Genomic DNA, 19110 nt, shown 5'->3' with positions numbered 1-19110 from the left:
GATGTCAACCATCGAACTCCGCAAAGTCACCAAGCGCTTCGGCTCCTTCACCGCGGTCAAGGACGTTGACCTGTCGGTAGCCGCCGGTGAGGTCGTCTGCCTTCTCGGCCCGTCCGGCTGTGGCAAGACGACGACCTTGCGCGTCATCGCCGGGCTGGAAAGCGTCACTGACGGCGAGGTCGTCGTCGCCGGCAAGGTGATGAACAACCTGCCGCCGTCGAAGCGCGACATCGCCATGGTGTTCCAGTTCTACGCGCTCTACCCGTCGGCATCGGTCGCCGAGAACATCGCCTTCCCGCTCTATCATGACGGTATTTCCGGGACTGAGCGGACTGCCCGCGTCAACCGCGTCGCCGCCATCCTCCACTTGGAGCACGTTCTCGACCGGCTGCCGAACCAGATATCCGAGGGCGAAAAGCAGCGCGCCGCCATGGCCCGTGCCATCGTCCGCGACCCCAATTGCTTCCTCTTCGACGAACCCTTGTCGCGTCTCGATGTCGAACTGCGCCAGACCATGCGTGGCCAGATCAAGGAAGTGCTCCAGGGCCTCTCCAAAGCGACCGTGATCGTGACCCATGACCAGCTCGAAGCGCTCACCATGGCCAACCGCATCGCCATCATGAAGGACGGCCTGATCGAGCAAGTCGGCTCACCGCACGAGGTATTTGCCAAGCCCGCCAATGCTTTCGTGGCGAGCTTCATCGGCACGCCGCAGATGAATCTTCTCGAGGCCGACCTCAAGACCTTCGCCGATGGCACGGCGGACATGACCGTGGCCGGCATTAGTCTGGCGATCCGCACGGACGCGGCGGTCGCGCGCCTGCAACCCGGCAAGGTGACGATCGGTGTCCGCCCCCGCGCCTTCACCGCGACCGATACGGGGGACCGTGGCACCATCTCCGCCCGGGCCGAGCTCATCGAGCCCATGGGCGCCGAAACCCTTATTCATGCCCGCACGGCGGCAGGTGCCGACATCCGCGTCGTGGTGACGAGAAGCCAGCGGGTCAAGGTCGGCGAGGCGCTGAATCTACGCCCCGATCCCAGGCAAACCCATGTCTTCGATGGCGCCGGAAAGGCGGTGCGGTCATGAGCGACAGTTCTTCCGGCATGAGCCGCGCCGGCGCGCTCTGCCTCGAGGTCTTCATCATTGGCCTCGGCGTCATGGCGCTGGTGCTGATCTTCCAACCCTTTTCCATCGGCCTGTACGCGGTCGGCAGTGGTCTCGTGGTGCTTGCCGGACTCATCAACAACCTGCTGCCGTTGGCCCAGCCGGGCGTCAAGGTGCGCAGTGTGGTGACCGTAGCGCTGGTCGTGGCGCTGGTCTTCTGCATTGCGCTGCTGGTTTCGATCACGGCGGCGCATCTCTACGGCGTCTTCTTCCTCAATCCACCGGACCCCAACACTCTCGCCGGCAAGGCGCAGCTCGCCACGCCGCCTTTCTACAAGCAGGCTTTCGTGTGGGAAATCGCCGCCGCGGCGGTGATTCTCGCGCTGGTCGTCACCGCTCTCAACAAGACAGCGCGATGATCAGCAGCTGACGCTATCCGGCAGGTCGCGCTCGCGCCGGTCCGCGCCGGTCGGTGTGCGTCGCCCTCTCAACTCTCACGCCGTCATCCTCCGGCTTGACCGGAGGACCCGATGCCGAGATCAAGGACCGCGTTGCGCGGGCCGCCAAGACATTGCGGATCGAGCATCTGCTTGACCGCAAGACCGACCGTCTGTCAGGTGGCGAGATGCAGCGTGTCTCGATCGGCCGCGCCATCGTGCGCAAGCCGCGCGTGTTCCTGATGGACGAGCCGCTGTCGGCGCTCGACGCCAAATTGCGCGAGGCGCTGCGCACGGAACTGAAGAACCTGCAGATACAGCTTGGCGCCACCTTCCTGTTCGTCACCCGCGACCAGATCGAGGCGATGTCGATGGGAGACAAGGTCGGCGTGTTGAACCATGGCCGGATCGTCCAGACCGGTACCCCGCACGAGATCTACAACAATCCGCGCGACACTTATGTGGCGAGCTTCGTCGGCTCGCCGCCGATGAACCTCATCGACGGCAGGCTGGTCAACGACCGCGCGGTGATGGCGCCAATGAATTTCGAGCTGCCGCTTACCAAGACAGGCGCGGCGGCGGAGGGGCGCCCGCTCGTCTTCGGCATCCGTCCCGAGGATGTCTATCTCGAGAGCGGCGCGCCGGTCGAGGCACGCGTCCATGATGTCGAGAACCATGGCGTCGAAAAGATCTGACGCTCAGGGTCGGCGACACGACGCTGCGCGCCACTGTGCCGGCGCGGACCGATGTGGCGATCGAGCAGTCGGTTCGCTTCGCCTGGAATGCGGACAAGGTCGTGCTGTTCGACAAGGGCAGCGGTGTGAGCTTGCGGCACGCCAGCTAAGCTCTCCTGCACACTCCGGATCGCGGCCGCACAGGCATCACCCGTTAAAGCGACAGCCCGAGAACCGTAATGGTTTTCGGGCTGTAGCGTTTGTAGCGGTGACGTACAAGCTTCAGGCCGAGCGACCATCGAAGTCGAAGACCTCGATGGCGGTTGGATCGATGCCGTCGAGACAGTTGATGTTGATGTAGGCCGTCCGCTCGGAGCCCTGTGTGACATCTTCCGCAAACGGATGGATCCCGCAGGTTCGGCAGAAACGATGCGCCATCGAAGCCTTGCCGAAGGTGTAGCGGCCGAGGTCGTCGCCCCAGGCGACAAGCTTGAAGCTCGCATGCGGAACGGCCCACAACAGCGCACCCTTGCGCCGGCAGATCGAGCAGTTGCAGCGCACCGCCATGCCGAGCTCGCCCTCGACCTCGAACGCCACCTTTCCGCAGTGGCAACTGCCTTTGTACAGCATCAACATCTTCCTGTGGTTGGCAGGTGCAAAGGCACGCTTGCCGGGTTATCCCTTCCGCTGCCCTTAAGGCCGCGCAGTTTCCCAGGGGAAAACCGCAACACGCTTCTCCTGGAACTGCTTTAAAGACGCTCTACCTTGGCGGAGTCCGACATCGACATGCAATCAATCCGCGATCGTCTTGAAATCATCCTGTCACGTCTTGCCAATCGTGCAGCGGACGAGAAGGTCTATACAAAGCTCTACGCCGAAGCGGCGCGCGCCGCCGCCGATGCCAGCGATGCACGCAAACGGGCCGGCGTGTCGCATGGGCCGCTCGACGGCACTATCGTATCGATCAAGGACCTGTTCGATGTCGCCGGCGAGCCGACCACCGCCGGGTCGCTGATGCTGAGAAGCGCCACGCCTGCGGTAGTCGACGCGGCCATCGTCAACCGTCTGCGGCAGGCCGGCGCTGTCATTATCGGCAAGACTAACATGACCGAATTCGCCTTCACCGCCATCGGCGACAATCAGCATTTTGGCACGCCCGGAAACGCATCTGATGCCAACCTGATCCCCGGCGGCTCGTCCTCGGGCGCCGGCGTCGCCGTGGGCGAGGGCACGTGCGACATCGCCATCGGCTCCGACACCGGCGGCTCGGTGCGGATCCCGGCATCGCTCAACGGCGTCGTCGGCTTCAAGTCGACGGCACGGCGCGTGCCGCTGACCGGCGCCTTCCCGCTGTCGATGACGCTCGATTCGATCGGCCCGCTTGCCCGCAGTGTTGCCGAATGCGCCATCGCCGATGCAGTCATGGCGGGAGAGGAGCCGGTTGCCGTTCAGCCGGTCTCACTTGCCGCTCTGCGCGTCGGCGTTCCGCGGGGCGTGCTGTTCAGCGAGACACAGGCCGAGGTCGCCAGCGCCTTCGAGGCGTGTATCGGCAAGATCGAACAGGCCGGCGCGCGCGTCGCCGATCTATCGATAGACGATCTCATCGCGGGGATGCGCACGGCAACGAAGCGCGGCACCATCGCATCGATAGAAGGCGCGGAGGTGCATGCCGAATGGCTGTCCACCGGCGCGTCCGTGCCGGTCGATCCGCATGTGGCCGGGCCATTGTCGCGCGCGCTGGTGGTGCCCGCTTCTGTCTACATCAGGACGATCCGTCGTCGCGGCGAACTTGCCGCTGCCATGGCGCAGCGTCTGGAGGTGATCGATGTGCTGGCCTTGCCGACCGTGCCGATGATTGCGCCATCCATTACCGCCATGGCCGGCAATGAGTCGCTGCGCGACAAGACGGAAGGCTTGCTGTTGCGCAACACCCAGGTCGCCAACCAATTCGACCTCTGCGCCATCTCTGTGCCGATGCCTGGTATGACGCTGCCGGCCGGACTGATGCTGGTCGCCAAGCATGGCCATGACCATCATCTGCTGCGCATCGCGGCTGAAGTCGAAGGACTGCTTGGCCGCTGACCGGCGTCAGGTCTCAGCGCGACGAACAGTGCTTGCGTTCGCTGTCCTTGGCGGTGCGCAAGATACCGGTCGCTACCAATGTCGGCAGGCTGTACTGCTTGCCGCCGAAGCTGTGCTGCCGGTTTTCGATCGTACCCGTGACAACGAGCTTGCCGGCATAGAGCTTGTCGGAGAGCTCGAGCGCCTTGTCCTGCTGCGGCAGGCCGTCAGTGTCGACCCACACGCCCTTGACGACCTTGCCAGTGGCAAGGTCGAGCGCGCTGGTGGACGGGCAGGGCGCCATCACGCAACGCAGGCCATTGTCGCAGGGCACGTAGCTGCCTTGCCCATCGGCCAGAGCCTCAGCCAATGCCGCGCAGACGCCGACAACCAGAACAAGAATTCTTGCGACGTTTCTGCCCATGCAGCGAAGGTCGGTGTCAAATCCGGGAAAATTGAGGCAGCTTGGGGAAACCTCAGTCGGCGGGAAACCGCCTGCGGTAGTGCTCGACCACATCGGGGTTGCGCAAATTGACCGGTAGCCGGTTGGCCAGCACCAGCAAGGTCTCGCCAGCGGCACCGACACCCATGCGCATCATCGACTGCTCGGTAATGCCAGCCATATGCGGGGTGACGATGACATTGTCGAAGCTGAAATACGGGTGTCCCGGCAGCAGCGGCTGCGTGGCAAAGACATCGAGCGCGGCGCCGCCGATGCGGTCCTTGCGCAAGGCCTCGATCAGCGGGTCGTCATCGATCACCGGCCCGCGCGAAATGTTAATCAAAAGCGCGTCGGGCTTCATGCTGGCAATGCGTTCGCGGTTGATCAGGCCGCGCGTCTCCGGTGTCAGCGGGCAGCAGAGAACGATGATATCGCTCTGTTCGACCAGCGCGTCGATCGACAGGAAGCCGATCCTGTCGGGCGCCGGCTGCATGCTGCGCGTCGTCGCCACCACGTTGAGACCGAAGCCGTGTGCGGCGATGTGGGCGACCGCCTGACCTATAGAGCCGAAACCGATGATGCCGATCGTCTTGCCGGCAAGCTCGCTGGCATGGCTGGCGTGGTCGCGGCCGGCATTCCAGCCCCTGGCGCGCAGGTCGCGGTCGACCGAGCGGAAGCGGCGAAGCAATGCGAGGGCCGCAAACATCACATATTCGGCAACCGAGCGCGCATTGACTGCCGGCACGTTGGCCACCAGCACGCCGGCCGCGGCCGCGGCCTCCATCGGCACCATGTCGAGGCCGGCGCCGTGGCGCACTGCTGCCCGAAGTTTGGTCGCGTTTTCGAACAGCGCCGGCGGCAGTGGCGCTCGCACAATGATGACGTCCGCGTTCTTCGCCTCGCTGGTCAGCGTGGCGGCATCGAGCGCCGAGGCGACGACCAGTTCGCCGGCACCCGCCAGCATGGCGGAAGCACGCGGATGCAGCGTGTGCGTCGTCAGGATTTTGGGCATCGGGTTCCTGTTCCTTTAAGGCGCAGTTCCCAAGGGAAAGCACTACATTCCCAAGGAAACCGTTTCACACTTTTCCGGAATGCTCAGACCTTTTCAAGCGTGGCGCTTGTCTGCTCCACACCGCGGCCCTCGATGATCCCCTTCCAGTAGCTTTCCGCGCCTTGCAGATGGGCGCTCATCAGCGCCTGGGCGAGGTTGCCGTCGCGGCGCAGCAGCGCCTCGTAGATCTGGATGTGCTCGGCATGCGAGCGCACTGAACGCTCGGGATCGTTGAAGTAGATCGGCAGCCGCTGCTCGCCCATCAGATAATAGACGCTGCAGATGTTGTGGAAGACGCCGTTCTTGGTCGCCCGCACGATTTCGAGGTGGAATTCGCGGTCCTCCTTGGCGAGCCCTTCGCCGGCGGAGATGCGCTCCTCCGACGCTTTCAGGATCTCACGCAGGCGCTCGAAATTCTCCTCAGTGGCGCGCGAACAGGCAAGTTCGGCGGCCTTGATCTCGTGGATTTTGCGCAGCTCCACGGTCTCGTAGATTTGCACCGGATCGAGCGGCAGGCCGGCGCGTGCGAACAGCGCCAGCGCCTCGACACTGGCCTGCCGGGTGTCGACATAGATGCCGGATTTGGCCCGACGTTCGACGATGCGCATGGCTTCGAGAATGGCCAGCGCCTCGCGGATCTGGCCGCGGCTGACGCTGAAATGCTCGGCCAGTTCGCGCTCCGAGGGCGTGCGGCCCGTCTCGTTGTCCGAATGGGAGAACAGATAGGCGGCGAGTTCGGCGAGAAGGTTCTTTTCTTTCATCGTCAACCGCGTAGCGCGTGCGCCTCCAGGAACCGCTCCGAAATGGTGAATCCCAGACCCGGCTTTTCAGGGATCGCTATCATACCGTCCTTTGCTTCGACAGTCTCTTCGATAAGATCGTGGATCATCGGGTTGGCGCCGAGCGAATATTCGACGGTGAAGCTGGCCGGCGAAGCGGCACACACATGCAGGCCGGCGAAGAAGCACGGCGCGCCGGCCCACAGATGCGGTGCAAAGCGAAGGTTGAAGGCGCTGGCGATGGTACCGATCTTCATGGCTTCGCTGATGCCGCCGCAGAAAGCCGGATCGGGCTGGAAGATATCGGCGGATTTGAGCACGGCGAGATCGCGGAAGGCGTAGCGCGTCGCTTCGCTTTCGCCGGTGGCGATCGGGATCGAGCCCGAGGCGCGCACCTCGGCCATACCGGCCTTGTCGTCGGCGATGACCGGCTCTTCGAACCAGGCGAGATCGAGATCGCCGGCCAGGCTGATGAAGCGCTTGGCCTCGGCCACCGTATAGGTGCCGTGCGCGTCGACCATCAACTCGACATCGGGGCCGAGCGCCTGCCGCGCGGCACGGACGCGGGCGGCGGAAATGTGCGGGGCGCCGTCCATGGCGCCGACGCGCATCTTCAGCGCCTTGAAGCCGCCCTTGGCGATGTAGGATTTCAGCTGTTCGCCGATGGCGTCGGCGGCGGCCCAGCCGCCGGAGGCGTAGGCCTGCATGCGGTCGAGCTTGCGGCCGCCGATGAGCCGCCACACAGGCTGCCCCAGCGACTTGCCCAAAATATCCCAGAGCGCGATGTCGACGGCACTGATCGCCGCTACGCTCATGCCGCGCCGTGCCAGTTGCGGCATGGCGTGGCCGGCATGGGCGGCGGTCTCGTGGCGCACGCCGTTGTACAGCATCTCCCAGATGATGCCGATATCGGCCGGGTCACGGCCGATCAGCTGCGGCCCCACCTCATGGTTCAGCATGTGGACCAGCGCGCCATAGCTACCGGCGCTGCCGGCGGCGTTCTTGCCTTCGCCCCAGCCGACCAGCCCGTCATCGGTCTCGATGCGCAGGATGGCGGCGTCGAACGTCGTCACCTGACCGAAGTCGCTGCGATGCTGCTTCGCGGCTTCGATCGGTATGCGGACCCACCAGGCCTGGACATTTCTGACGCGCATAGTCATCCCCGGCCCCGCCGCCGATAGGCGGAAGGGCGCATTCCAAATCGGATCGGCTACTTGATCAGCGGCAGCAGCGTTTCGGCGGTGATGCGCATCTGGTCGGTGTAGAATTTCTCCGTCAGCACGCTGGAGCCGTGATCCTGGATGAACTTCAGCTGTTCGGGCGAGATGTCGACCGGGTGGCGCTCGACCATGTCCGGATAGGGTGCTGCCGGCGTGCGGTCGACGGGCGCGACGAACTCGTTGGTCAGCGCGCCGTCATAGCCGACTTCCCTCAGCGTCTGCACGATCCGCGGCCAATCGATCTGGCCGAGGCCGGCGGCAAAACGGTTGTTGTCGGCGACGTGGAAATCGAACAGGCGCTTGCCGACCTGGCGGATGGCGTCATGGACGTTAAATTCTTCCATGTGGATGTGGTAGGCGTCGAGGCAGACGCCGCATTCGGGGCTCACCGCATCGGCCAGAGCCAGCGCCTGGGCGCCGCGGTTGAACAGATAGGTCTCGAAGCGGTTGAGGGGCTCGACCGCGATCTTGACGCCGACCTTCCTGGCGTGGGTGAAGCACTCGCGAGTGGCGTCGACCACCCACTTCCACTCCTCTTCCTCGGTACCGTCCGGCACCACCTTGCCGACGGTCGCCGGCACCAACGTGATGATCTCGCCGTCAAGTTCGCTGACCATGGTCAGCACATCCTTCACATACTGTACCGAGCGTTCGCGCTGGCCCTGGTCCTTGGCAGCAAGGTTGCGTTCGCCCAGCATCAGCGTCACCGAACCCCAGCAGCGTATGCCGTGTTCCTTCAGCAGCGCGCGGGTCTCCTTGGTCTTGTACTGCTGGGGCTCGCCAGAAATCTCGATCGACTCGTAGCCGAATTTCTTGATGCGCTTCAGCGTCACCTCCAACGGTTCCGCGCGCATCCAGTTGTGCGTCGAAAGATGCATGGTCTATCCTTCCCAGAATTCGTCTGTGCCAGTTCGCCTGCGATGCGCCTCGTCGAAGCGCGTCTCATGGTTCCTCCCCAAGGCGCTCCAGCATTTTTACGCAAACTGGTTCGACCAATTGGGCCTGAATGGAGGTCTACAGCAATTTTCTTCGCGCGGCAAGAACTGCCGACGTGCGAACGCCGCAACCATTTACTGTGTTGATTATGCTTGCATATATTCCCAATTTTGGGGTGTGTCGGCTGCTGCGCTCGCGAGTCAAATGGCTTGACCCATTTTCGGTATTTGGTAATACCAGAATGGCAAAACGAGAATGCACATCACAAAAGACCAAAGAGGCTGGCCCTGCTTTCATCAGGCGCTATGCTTGGTCCCTGGAAAATGAATTGGGAGGATGCCGATGCCGTCGACAATGAAGGGTCCGGGGCTGTTTCTGGCGCAGTTCGCAGGCGATGCCGCGCCGTTCAATTCGCTGGCCTCGATCACCAAATGGGCGGCCGGCCTCGGCTACAAGGGCGTGCAGATCCCGACCTGGGACGCACGCCTGTTCGATCTTCAGAAGGCGGCGTCTTCCAAGGCCTATTGCGACGAGGTCAAGGGAATTTGCGCCGACGCCGGTGTCGAGATCACAGAACTGTCGACGCATCTGCAGGGGCAATTGGTGGCGGTGCATCCCGCCTATGACGCGCAAATGGATGGCTTCGCGCCGCCTTCGGTGCACAACGATCCGAAGGCACGGCAGAAATGGGCGGTCGAACAGATGAAGTTCGGCGCCAAGGCATCGCGCAATCTCGGGCTCAATGCTTCGGTGTCGTTCACCGGCTCGCTGGCTTTTCCTTACCTCTATCCCTTCCCGCAGCGGCCGGCCGGGTTGATCGAGGAGGCCTTCGGCGAACTCGGCAAACGCTGGAAGCCGATCCTCGATGTCTATGAGGACAATGGCGTCGATGTCGGCTACGAAATCCATCCCTCGGAGGATGTGTTCGACGGCGCGACCTTCGAGATGTTCCTCGAGGCGGTCGGCGGCCACAAGCGCTGCAACATCAACTACGACCCGTCGCATTTCCTGCTGCAGCAGCTGGACTATCTCGAATTCATCGACATCTACCACGAGCGGATCAAGGCGTTCCATGTCAAGGACGCCGAGTTCAACCCGACAGGGCGGCAAGGCGTCTATTCCGGCTACCAGAGCTGGACCAACCGCGCCGGCCGTTTCCGTTCGCTGGGCGACGGTCAGGTGGATTTCGGCGGCATCTTCTCCAAGCTCACCCAGTACGATTACGATTCCTGGGCGGTGCTGGAGTGGGAATGCTGCCTCAAGCATCCCGAGGACGGCGCGGCCGAAGGCGCGCCTTTCATCCAGCACCACATCATCCGGGTGACGGAGAGGGCCTTCGATGATTTTGCCAGTGGCACGACGGACAAGAAGCTGCTGCGCGCGATGATGGGAATCTAGCGCGATTTCCCTCCCCTCGAGGGGAGGGTGGCCCGACGGGCCGAGTGGGGTCGGTTCAAGCCGAGCTCCACGTCCGGCGACCCCACCCGATCCGCTGCGCGGATCGACCTCCCCTCGAGGGGAGGCAAACTACGAGGAGAGAAAAATGGTCGGCGCATCGAAGTCGGAAGCAGGAGGCGGCCCGATCCGCTATGGCATGGTTGGTGGCGGTCAGGGCGCCTTCATCGGCGCGGTGCACCGGATCGCGGCGCGCATGGACAATGACTTCGTTCTGGTGGCTGGCGCGCTGTCGGCCAATCCCGAGCGTGCCAAGGCTTCCGCCGCCGAACTCGGTCTCGATCCGGCGCGCTCCTATGCCTCCTATGCCGAGATGGCCAAGGCCGAGGCGAAACGTCCCGACGGCATCGAGGCAGTCGCCATCGTAACGCCCAACAATGTGCATGTGCCGGCGGCCAAGGCCTTTCTCGAGGCCGGCATTCATGTCATCTGCGACAAGCCGCTGGCGACGACTTTGGCCGAGGCGAAGAAACTCGCGGCGATCGTCGAGAAGACCGGCAAGGTGTTCGTGCTGACGCACAATTACACTGCCTATCCGATGATCCGGCAGGCGCGCGAGATGGTGGCCAAGGGGCAGCTTGGCGACATCCGCATCGTGCAGTCGGAGTACCCGCAGGACTGGCTGACCGAAGACCTTGCCGCCACTGGCCAGAAGCAGGCGGCGTGGCGCTCCGATCCGAAACAGGCGGGCGCCGGCGGTGCGCTCGGCGATATCGGCACGCATGCCTACAATCTGGCGCGCTTCGTCTCGGGACTGGAACTCGATTCCCTGTCGGCCGATCTCGATGCCTTCGTGCCGGGGCGACAGCTCGACGACAATGTCAACGTGATGCTGCGCTTCAAGCCGGTCGGCAAGACGCATCCGGCCAAGGGCTTGATCTGGGCTAGCCAGGTGGCGCCCGGCCATGAGAACGGGCTGAAGCTGCGCATCTATGGTTCCAAGGGTGGGCTGGAATGGGTGCAGGCCGATCCGAACTATCTCTGGTACACGCCGTTCGGCCAGCCCAAGCAGCTGCTCACGCGCAACGGCGCCGGCGCGCTGCCGGTCGCCGGACGCGTCAGCCGCGTGCCGTCGGGACATCCGGAAGGCTATCTCGAAGGCTTCGCCAACATCTACCAGGAAGCGGCGCGGGCGATCCGTGCGGCCCGCAAGAAGGGTGGCCAGCCGGGCAAGGAGGTCGTGTTTCCGACCATCGAGGACGGCGTCGAAGGCATGGCGTTCATCGAAGCCTGCGTGAAGTCGTCGAAGAAGAATGGGGCGTGGACGAAACTTTAACCGCGCCGCCGGTCAACGACGGCGAAGCGGCCGGATAAGGGGCATGGCGCAAAGCCGGCGGCAACAGCCGGCGCGCCGTCAAATGGGGAGGGGTGTCGATGAAAATCGGCATGTGCATGTTCTTGTGGACGACCAGCGTCTCGAAGAAGCACGAGGCGCTGCTGCGCGACATCAAGGCGACGGGCTTCGACGGCGTCGAGATCCCAGTCTTTGCCGGTGTGCCTGACGACTACAAGAGGCTCGGCGAGTTGCTCGACCGCATCGGTCTGGAGCGCACGGCTGTCACAGCAATGGGCGATCCGGCGATGAATTTGATCTCTCCGGATGCCGTAATCCGCAAGGCCGGCATAGGCTATATGAAATGGGCGATCGACTGCAGCGTGGCGCTCGGTGCCGACAGGCTAAGCGGGCCGCTGCATTCGACGCTTGGCGCATTTTCCGGCAGCGGGCCGACGGCGGCCGAGAAGAAGCGCTCGGTCGCCTCGCAACGCGCGATTGGCGACCATGCCGGCAAGCGAGGTGTCACCATCGGGTTGGAGGCGCTCAACCGCTTCGAATGTTATTTGCTCAACACGATGGCCGACCTCTCCGAGCACGTCGACGCCATCGACCGGCCGCACATCAAGGCGATGTACGACACTTTCCACGCCAATATCGAGGAGGCCGACCCGATCGGTGCCTATACCAAGCACCGCCGGAATGTCGTGCATGTCCACATTTCCGAGAATGATCGCGGCGTGCCTGGGCGCGGCAACATTCCGTGGAAAGAGACATTCTCCGCCATCCGCAAGAGCGGCTACGACGACTGGCTGACTATCGAGGCGTTCGGGCGTTCGCTCAGGGATTTGGCGGCGGCGACCAAGGTGTGGCGGGATTTTGCCGAGACGCCCGAGGCGGTTTATCGGGAGGGGTACAGGCATATCCGGGATGGGTGGAAGAAGGCGGCTTAGCCGTTCACTTCGTCATCCACGGGCGGAGCGGGAGCGAAGCGGACGCGGAGACCCGAGGATCCATTCCGTGACGTTCGAGCGCCGCAGCGATGCAGAATTCTGTACCGTTGCGTTCTACGGCTCAGGTAACGGAATGGATCCTCGGGTCTGCGCTGCGTCGCTTCGCTCCTTGCTTCGCCCGTGGATGACGAAGCCGCGGTGGACCGACGCCAAGCGCAGCCTACTCCAGCTACCCCTGCTCGGCCTGGATCCTGTTGTAATCATGGATCGTGCGGCTCAACCTGCGGCGTAGGAAATTCGAGATGTTGTCGAAGATGAACACCACAAGCAGCGTCAAAAGCACCATGTAGAAGACGTTGGCCCAGTTGGAGTTGGTGCGCATCGCTTCCCAGAGTTTCAGGCCGATGCCGCCGGCGCCGACGGCGCCGATGATGGTGGCGCCTCTGGTGTTGGATTCCCACTGGTAGAGCGTCTGGCTGATGAAGACCGGGATCACTTCCGGCATCACGCCATAGCGCTGCACCAGCAAGCCGTTGGCGCCGGTCGACTTGATGCCCTCGCGCGGCTTGTCGTCGATGTTCTCCAGGCTTTCCGAATAGGTTTTGCCGAGCGTGCCGATCTCGGTGAAGAAGATCGCGGCGCTGCCGGCCAGCGGCCCCGGGCCGAAGGCGCGGGTGAAGAACAGCGCCCAGATCAGCATGTCGACCGAGCGCATGAAGTCGAAGAAGCGCTTGAGCACCTGGCCGAGCAATCCGCTCGGTGTGATGTTGCGGGCGGCGAAGAAGGCGAGCGGGAAGGCGACGACGCCGCCGAGCAGCGTGCCGAGAAACGCCATGACGATGGTCTGCAAGAGTTTCGTCCAGACATCGCCGTGCTGCCACTGCGCATTGTTCCAGATGTTGTCGCCGGCCAGCGCGAGGTTCGAGGTGCCGGGCTTCAGTTCCGGTCCGGACCAGATCAGCGAGATCACTTCACCGGCCGATTTGCCGAAGAAGGGCGAGCGCGTGTCGAAAACGAAATTCGCCCAGCCGAGGAAACGCCTGCGAACCTTGACGCGGTCGACGGTGACGCGCACCTCGCCGACGAAGCCCATTTTGGCGACGATCTCGTCATCATGCGCGGTGATCCAGCCGGGCACCGGGCCCGAAATCACCGGCTTGCCGCTGGTCAGCGCGACCGGCACGGTCTCGCCAAAGGCCGTGATCGTCGCCCTGGTCTTGTCGAAGGTGACGGACTTGGCCGGACCGTCGATCAGGACGGTGAATGTGCCGTCCGCATTCTTGACGACCCAGTCGGGATTGGGATTGTCGCCGAGTGCTGAGAAGCGCGGATATTTCGGCGTGATCTCGGGCTGGTCGAGGCGGAATTCGGGCTGCAGGTCGTAGCTGATCCACTGCGACAGGAAGAGCGGCAAGCGCTCCCAATGCGAGTCCCTCATCACCTGCGGCAGGTTGAAGAACCACAAGGCGTAGCCGAGGTAGAGCACGATCCCGGCGAACAGGAACAGCGGCCCAAAGCGCTTGTAGGCCGGCCGCGGGAACACCTGGGGATAGCGCTCCTCGATGGACGATATTTGCTCGGCGGTCATCGTTGCCATGATTAGGCGCTCATCAGAAAAGCCTGCTCGCCGACAAGCTTGCGGCGCAGCCAGGCGGAGAACTGGTCGACGATGAAGATCGTCGTGAACAGCAGCAGCACCAGCGCCAGCGTCTTGGCGCCGAAACCCCGCGAGATCGATAGCTTCAATTCCTCGCCGATGCCGCCGCCGCCGACGGCGCCGATGATGGTCGACGCGCGCACATTGATCTCGACGCGCAGCAGTGTGTAGGACATGAAATTGGGCAGTACCTGCGGCAGGTCGGCAAAGCGCACCCGCTCGAACCAGTTGGCGCCGACGGCCCTCAGGCCTTCCTCGGCGCGCATGTCGATGTTCTCGTTGATCTCGTAGAACAGCTTGCCGAGCGCGCCGATCGAATGCAGGCCGATGGCAATGATGGCGGCGATCGGACCGGTCGAAACGATGGCCGCGAACAGGCCGGCAATGACGATCTCCGGAAAGGCGCGCAGCAATTCCATGAAGCGCTTGACGACGAGGCGCAACGCCGGATGCGGCGTCAAATTGCGTGCGGCGATGAAGGAGAACGGCACGGCAAAAATGAAGCCGATGAAGGTCGAGACCAGCGCCACGTTCACAGTGGTCAGCATCAGCTCGAAATATTCGGGGATGTAGAAGCTGCCCCAGACATAGACGCGGCCGAGCGGGAAGTTGTATTCCTGCGTACCCTTGTCATTGGGCGAGGCGATGTCGAACAGCGCCCGCCAGACATCGTTCCAGTCCTTGGGGATCAGCCAGCTCAGGAAATCGAGAATATGCGGCAGCCGGTCGAAGAAGTGACCGGCATTGGCCTCGTCGGCGAACCACATGCTGGAAAGCGTCGCGGCCAGCAGCAGGGCGATGCCGAGGAGGGTGTAAAGCCGCCGCAACGAGAGCTGGCGGCGCCAGGCACTGGCTACCTGCAAGGTCGTGTCAGAGCGGACTGTGGCTGAGATGGTCATGATCGTGGACATGCAAAAAGGGCGGCGCTTGGCAACGCCGCCCTTTTCGATTTTGCCGTCAGCCGCCGATAGCAGCTTTGCGGGCTTCGACGATGACGCTGTAGAAGTCCGGCTTGACCGGAACGTAGCCGGTGAAGTCGCCGCCTTCGACGCCCTCGAAGCAGGCCTTGTCCTTCTTCGGCAGGTCGGTGAAGAAGGCGGTGAGCTTGGCGGTCATCTCGTCGCCGAGCGCGGTGCGAACGACCAGCGGGCCGTTCGGGATCAGGCCCGAGCGCCAGACTTCGACGAAGTCGTTGGGGTCGACGGCGCCCTTGGCAACTTCCTTGTGGAAGGTGCCGGAGGTGTAGCCGTTCTTGAAGTCGCCGATGCCCGAGGAATCGTCGACGGCCACGTCGACCTTGCCATCGCGGACGGCAAGCACGTTGTTCTCATGGCCGCCATTGAACTGGGTCGAGGCGAAGAAGGTTTCATTCGAAGCGCCGGTGTCTTTCGGGATCTGGGTCAGAGGGATCAGGTAGCCCGAGGTCGAATCCGGATCGGCGTAGCCGAGCTTCTTGCCCTTGGCCGACTTGATGTCGGTGATGCCGGAGGATTTCAGCGCCAGGCCGATCGAATAATAGCCGGTGGCGCCGTCGGTCTGCTGGGTGGTGAGGATCGGGGTGACCGCCTTCGGATCCTTGATGTAAACGCTGGCATAACCGGAAGCGCCGAGTTCGGCGAAGTCGAGCGTGCCGCCGAGCAAGCCCTGGATGACGCCGTCATAGTCGGCGGCCGGGAACAACGACACTTTTTCGAAGCCGAATTCGGTCTTCAGATGGTCGGCCAGGCACTGGTAGTTGCGCAGGCGGTCGGTCTCGTTCTCGCCGCCGAGGATGCCGACGCGGAATTCCTTCATGTCGGCCGCATGAGCGGCACTGGTGGCCATGGCGAGCACCGAAACGGCGCTGAAAACCATCTTCCTGAACATTTTATCTCTCCTGTAGATTCCGGCCCCGCGCCGGCAGCGTTCTTGATTTTGACAGATGCCCTTGACGCGGGCCGGCGATCCCAGCCGCTCAGTAACCCGGGAATGCGGGTTCGAGCGGGCTGGCGGATGCTTCGATCTTTTGCTTGTAAGCGATGCTGGTTGAGGTGATGGCCTCGGAGATCTCGGCGCCATTGGCGTCGGCGCCATAGACCTGGCGTACGGCTTCGCGGTTGAGTGCTTCCGGCGGGCCGTCGAAGACGATCTTGCCGGCCGCCATGCCGATGATACGGTTGCAATAGGTGCGGGCGGTGTCCAGCGTGTGCAGATTGGTGACGACGGTGATGCCTTCGCGCAGATTGATGTCCTGCAAAGAGTCCATCACCACCTTGGCGTTGAGCGGGTCGAGCGAAGCGATCGGCTCGTCGGCGAGCAGCACCTTGGGCTGCTGCATCATGGCGCGGGCAATGGCGACGCGCTGCTGCTGGCCGCCGGACAGCGTGCCGGCCGGCTGCAATGCGGTGCGGGCAATGTCGAGACGTTCAAGCGCTGCGATCGCTTCGGCGCATTCGGCGCGGGTAAACATGCCAAGCAGGTTGGAGAAGGTCGAGCGATGATTGAGCCGACCGAGCAGAACATTGGTCAGCACATCGAGGCGCGGCACAAGATTGAACTGCTGGAAGATCATGGCGCAGTCGCGCTGCCAGCGCCGAAGCGGCGAGCCGCGCAGCCGGGAAACCTCGGCGCCGTCAAAAAAAATCGACCCCTGGCTGGGGTCGATGAGACGGTTGATCATGCGAAGAAGGGTGGATTTGCCGGCGCCGGAACGGCCGATGATTCCGACCATCTGACCCTGCGGAATCGACAGGTCGATGGCGCTGACGGCGGTGTTCTTGCCAAATCGGCGGGAGACGCCGCGGATTTCGAGGGTTGCTGACATGGCGTAGCTTCCAGTCCAGTCGCAGTTTGAAGGTCCGTTAACCCTCGCTAGCGCAGCCGCATGAACCTGCGGTGTCGGATTGATGTCAGTTTTGTTACCACCCACAGGCCCGTAGGCGACGGGTGACTGGTGCGCAATGGTCAGCCCAGCACCAGCAGCTCCTCGAAATGCTTCATGTCCCTGAAGCTGCAGAATGCCGGGGCCTTGAGTTCGATCACCGGGGCCTGCCGGGAGAACCGAGCGAGACAGTCTTCGAACAGATCCTGCCATGCGGCCGCCCTGTCGTCGGCAAGACGGCGGATCTGGTAGGCAAAGGTGATGTGGAAGGCATAGCTGTCGTGATCGGGATGGCGATAGCCGAACGGCACCGACAGCGCGTCGCGCCATGCGCTCATGGCGCGCACATCGTCATCGGTCGCACCGGCAACGGTGAGACCGGTCGGCACGACCTCTATCACTTTTATGTTGAACGGGGCGAGGCCCTCGAAGCCTTTCAAGCGTTCCAGATAGAGGTTGGTCATGTCCTCGATGCTGGTGTCGAGCGGCACGTCCTGCGGCCAGTAGGGCAGGCGGCGGCGATATTCGATGATGCCTTGGAACAGCGTCATGTGCAGGCTGGATATGGGCGTGAAGGCGAGGCGATCGGCGTCGGGCATGGCAAGCATGCGCTCGCGCACCTCGATGACCACCGCTTCGGACGGTGAGCCGTTCACGAGATGGCTGACGACCGTGTTGCCGGGTTCGGGCAGGAAATTGCCTGACGTGTCGTAGCGGGTGCCGAGATGCACCGGTGGTTTGGGGTTGGTTCCTTCGAAATAGCCGGCGAGCGAGGGTCTGATAGTTTGGGGCATTGCGATCTCCAAAGGGAACACCGCCTCCTGTCCGACTCCTGTGTCAGAGATGTGAATCGGGCTGGTCTTATGACGACAATGTGATGGGCTACGCGCCGTACTTGTCCAGGAAGGCTTCCGCCTCGAGCTCGCGGAAATCGTCGAGCGCGGCGCGCAGGCGGGCGTGGTCCCAATCCCACCAGGCGAGCGCCTGGTAGCGCTCGGCGGTGCGGCGGTCGAAGCGCTCGCGGATCGGTTTTGCCGGCACGCCGCCGACGATGGTGTAGGGCGCGACATCCTTCGACACGACCGCGCCGGCGCCGACCGCGGCGCCGTCGCCGACGGTGACGCCGGGCAGGATGGTCGAGCCGTGGCCGAGCCAGGTGTCATGGCCGATGGCGACGCGCCTGGCGCGGCGCTGGGCGAAGAATTCGCTCTCGTGCTCGGCGTCGTCCCAATAGTCGGAGGCGCGATAGGTGAAGTGATGAAGCGTCGGCCGCCATGTCGGGTGGTTGGTGGCGTTGATGCGCACGGCGGCTGCGATGTTGGAGAACTTGCCGATGGTTGCGCACCAGACGGCGCAATCCTGCATCATGTAGGAATAGTCGCCGAGAATGCTCTCCGAGACCCGGCTGCGGTCGGCGATCTCGGTCCAGCGGCCGAGCGTCGAATTCTCGACCTCCGCCGTCGGATGGATCAGCGGCGTTTCCGACAGTTTTCTCGTCATGCCGCGATTTTTCCCGGAGCGAAAGCGGTGACGTCGATGATGCGGTCGGCAACCGCCTCGCGCACATCGTGGTCATGGAAGATGCCGAGCAGGGCGACATCAGCCGCCTTCTTGGTGGCGATGAGTTCGATCACCACGTCGCGGTTGGTGGCATCGAGCGATGCGGTCGGCTCGTCGAGCAGCAGGATCGGGTGCTCGGTGATGAAGCCGCGCGCGATGTTGACGCGCTGCTGCTCGCCGCCGGAGAAGGTCGCCGGCGGCAGCGCCCAGAGTTTTTCCGGCAGGTTGAGCTGCGCCAGCAAGGCGCGTGCCTTGGCTCTGGCTGCCTCGCGTTCCGCGCCGCGCTCGACCAATGGTTCGGCGACGACATCGAGGGCCGAAACGCGCGGCACGGTGCGCAGGAACTGGCTGACATAGCCGATCGTTTGCCGGCGCACGGCAAGCACCGTGCGCGGACTGGCGTTGGCGAGATCGATCAGGCTGTCCTTGTGCTGGACGATGATCTGGCCCTCGTCGACGGCATAATTGCCGTAGAGCATCTTGAGGATCGAGCTCTTACCGGCGCCGGACGGGCCGCCGAGCACGGTGCATTCGCCCGCCTTGATCGAGAAGGAGACACCGGCGACGACAGGCAACTTAATGCCGTCGCGCAGATGCATGGTGAAGCTCTTGGCGACGTCGGAAACAACGAGGGGCGTCGGCAT

General features: G+C 63.4%; 19 protein-coding genes and 1 pseudogene. 7 read left to right on the top strand and 13 right to left on the bottom strand.

The genetic code is table 11. From position 1 onward, the window contains the following. Nucleotide 1: 1 nt before the first annotated feature. The 3 genes and pseudogenes from ACWGTI_RS05095 to ACWGTI_RS05085 all read left to right on the top strand — a co-directional run. The gene (locus ACWGTI_RS05095; protein WP_454586094.1) at nucleotides 2–1090 is read left to right on the top strand and encodes an ABC transporter ATP-binding protein; all 1089 of its coding nucleotides are present in this window, start codon (nucleotides 2–4) and stop codon (nucleotides 1088–1090) included. Continuing rightward, nucleotides 1087–1527 (top strand): hypothetical protein, encoded by a 441-nt coding sequence (locus ACWGTI_RS05090; protein ID WP_454586093.1) that lies wholly within the window; start codon nucleotides 1087–1089, stop codon nucleotides 1525–1527. The genes ACWGTI_RS05095 and ACWGTI_RS05090 overlap by 4 nt, the downstream gene beginning before the upstream one ends. A gap of 107 nt (nucleotides 1528–1634) precedes the next feature. Continuing rightward, nucleotides 1635–2389: pseudogene (locus ACWGTI_RS05085) on the top strand (ABC transporter ATP-binding protein); the annotation flags it as partial. A 112-nt stretch (nucleotides 2390–2501) separates the two neighbouring features. Here ACWGTI_RS05085 and ACWGTI_RS05080 read toward each other — a convergent pair. Continuing rightward, nucleotides 2502–2849 (bottom strand): GFA family protein, encoded by a 348-nt coding sequence (locus tag ACWGTI_RS05080; protein ID WP_454586092.1) that lies wholly within the window; start codon nucleotides 2847–2849, stop codon nucleotides 2502–2504. Nucleotides 2850–3005: 156 nt separating this feature from the next. Between ACWGTI_RS05080 and ACWGTI_RS05075 the strand changes: the two genes are divergently transcribed. Next, the gene (locus tag ACWGTI_RS05075; protein WP_454586091.1) at nucleotides 3006–4301 is read left to right on the top strand and encodes an amidase; all 1296 of its coding nucleotides are present in this window, start codon (nucleotides 3006–3008) and stop codon (nucleotides 4299–4301) included. Between the two features lie 13 nt (nucleotides 4302–4314). On the opposite strand, the gene ACWGTI_RS05070 is transcribed toward ACWGTI_RS05075, so the two are convergent. From ACWGTI_RS05070 to ACWGTI_RS05050, 5 genes are all read right to left on the bottom strand, one after another. Continuing rightward, the gene (locus ACWGTI_RS05070) at nucleotides 4315–4704 is read right to left on the bottom strand and encodes a hypothetical protein (RefSeq protein WP_454586090.1); all 390 of its coding nucleotides are present in this window, start codon (nucleotides 4702–4704) and stop codon (nucleotides 4315–4317) included. 52 nt (nucleotides 4705–4756) lie between these two features. Beyond that, on the bottom strand, nucleotides 4757–5734 hold the full coding sequence (locus ACWGTI_RS05065; protein WP_454586089.1) for an NAD(P)-dependent oxidoreductase: 978 nt from the start codon (nucleotides 5732–5734) through the stop codon (nucleotides 4757–4759). Nucleotides 5735–5817: 83 nt separating this feature from the next. Further along, nucleotides 5818–6534 carry a FadR/GntR family transcriptional regulator gene (locus ACWGTI_RS05060; RefSeq protein WP_454586088.1) on the bottom strand — a complete coding sequence of 239 codons (717 nt, stop codon included), beginning with the start codon at nucleotides 6532–6534 and terminating at the stop codon, nucleotides 5818–5820. 2 nt (nucleotides 6535–6536) lie between these two features. Then, nucleotides 6537–7706, bottom strand: coding sequence for a mandelate racemase/muconate lactonizing enzyme family protein (locus tag ACWGTI_RS05055; protein ID WP_454586087.1), 1170 nt, complete (start codon nucleotides 7704–7706; stop codon nucleotides 6537–6539). Between the two features lie 56 nt (nucleotides 7707–7762). Next, complete coding sequence (locus ACWGTI_RS05050; protein WP_454573353.1) at nucleotides 7763–8650, bottom strand: sugar phosphate isomerase/epimerase family protein; 888 nt, start codon at nucleotides 8648–8650, stop codon at nucleotides 7763–7765. Between the two features lie 400 nt (nucleotides 8651–9050). Here ACWGTI_RS05050 and ACWGTI_RS05045 point away from each other — a divergent pair, with 400 nt between their 5' ends. From ACWGTI_RS05045 to ACWGTI_RS05035, 3 genes are all read left to right on the top strand, one after another. Next, nucleotides 9051–10106 (top strand): sugar phosphate isomerase/epimerase family protein, encoded by a 1056-nt coding sequence (locus tag ACWGTI_RS05045; RefSeq protein WP_454586086.1) that lies wholly within the window; start codon nucleotides 9051–9053, stop codon nucleotides 10104–10106. A 145-nt stretch (nucleotides 10107–10251) separates the two neighbouring features. Then, a complete protein-coding gene (locus ACWGTI_RS05040) occupies nucleotides 10252–11439 on the top strand; it encodes a Gfo/Idh/MocA family protein (RefSeq protein ID WP_454586085.1) in 1188 nt (395 codons plus the stop codon). A 98-nt stretch (nucleotides 11440–11537) separates the two neighbouring features. After that, entirely contained in the window at nucleotides 11538–12389 is an 852-nt protein-coding gene (locus ACWGTI_RS05035; protein ID WP_454586084.1) for a sugar phosphate isomerase/epimerase family protein, read from the top strand. Nucleotides 12390–12618: 229 nt separating this feature from the next. Here the strand turns inward: ACWGTI_RS05035 and phnE (ACWGTI_RS05030) are convergent, their stop codons facing one another. The 7 genes from phnE (ACWGTI_RS05030) to phnL all read right to left on the bottom strand — a co-directional run bounded on the left by phnE (ACWGTI_RS05030) (nucleotide 12619) and on the right by phnL (nucleotide 19110). Next, nucleotides 12619–13986, bottom strand: a complete 1368-nt coding sequence (gene phnE, locus ACWGTI_RS05030; RefSeq protein ID WP_454586083.1) for a phosphonate ABC transporter, permease protein PhnE — start codon at nucleotides 13984–13986, stop codon at nucleotides 12619–12621. Between the two features lie 2 nt (nucleotides 13987–13988). Continuing rightward, entirely contained in the window at nucleotides 13989–14945 is a 957-nt protein-coding gene (gene phnE, locus ACWGTI_RS05025; RefSeq protein ID WP_454586082.1) for a phosphonate ABC transporter, permease protein PhnE, read from the bottom strand. 58 nt (nucleotides 14946–15003) lie between these two features. Beyond that, nucleotides 15004–15912, bottom strand: coding sequence for a phosphonate ABC transporter substrate-binding protein (gene phnD, locus ACWGTI_RS05020; protein WP_454586081.1), 909 nt, complete (start codon nucleotides 15910–15912; stop codon nucleotides 15004–15006). Between the two features lie 88 nt (nucleotides 15913–16000). Next, on the bottom strand, nucleotides 16001–16849 hold the full coding sequence (gene phnC / locus ACWGTI_RS05015; RefSeq protein WP_454586080.1) for a phosphonate ABC transporter ATP-binding protein: 849 nt from the start codon (nucleotides 16847–16849) through the stop codon (nucleotides 16001–16003). 140 nt (nucleotides 16850–16989) lie between these two features. After that, nucleotides 16990–17700: a DUF1868 domain-containing protein gene (locus tag ACWGTI_RS05010; RefSeq protein ID WP_454586079.1), complete on the bottom strand. Its 711-nt coding sequence runs from the start codon at nucleotides 17698–17700 to the stop codon at nucleotides 16990–16992. Nucleotides 17701–17788: 88 nt separating this feature from the next. Continuing rightward, a complete protein-coding gene (locus ACWGTI_RS05005; RefSeq protein WP_454586078.1) occupies nucleotides 17789–18406 on the bottom strand; it encodes a DapH/DapD/GlmU-related protein in 618 nt (205 codons plus the stop codon). Continuing rightward, nucleotides 18403–19110, bottom strand: coding sequence for a phosphonate C-P lyase system protein PhnL (gene phnL / locus ACWGTI_RS05000; RefSeq protein WP_454586077.1), 708 nt, complete (start codon nucleotides 19108–19110; stop codon nucleotides 18403–18405). The genes ACWGTI_RS05005 and phnL overlap by 4 nt, the downstream gene beginning before the upstream one ends.

This window comes from Mesorhizobium sp. ArgA1, assembly GCF_053714375.1.
Note: the sequence above shows the minus strand (reverse complement) of the source record. Positions and strands in the feature narration are given on the sequence as shown.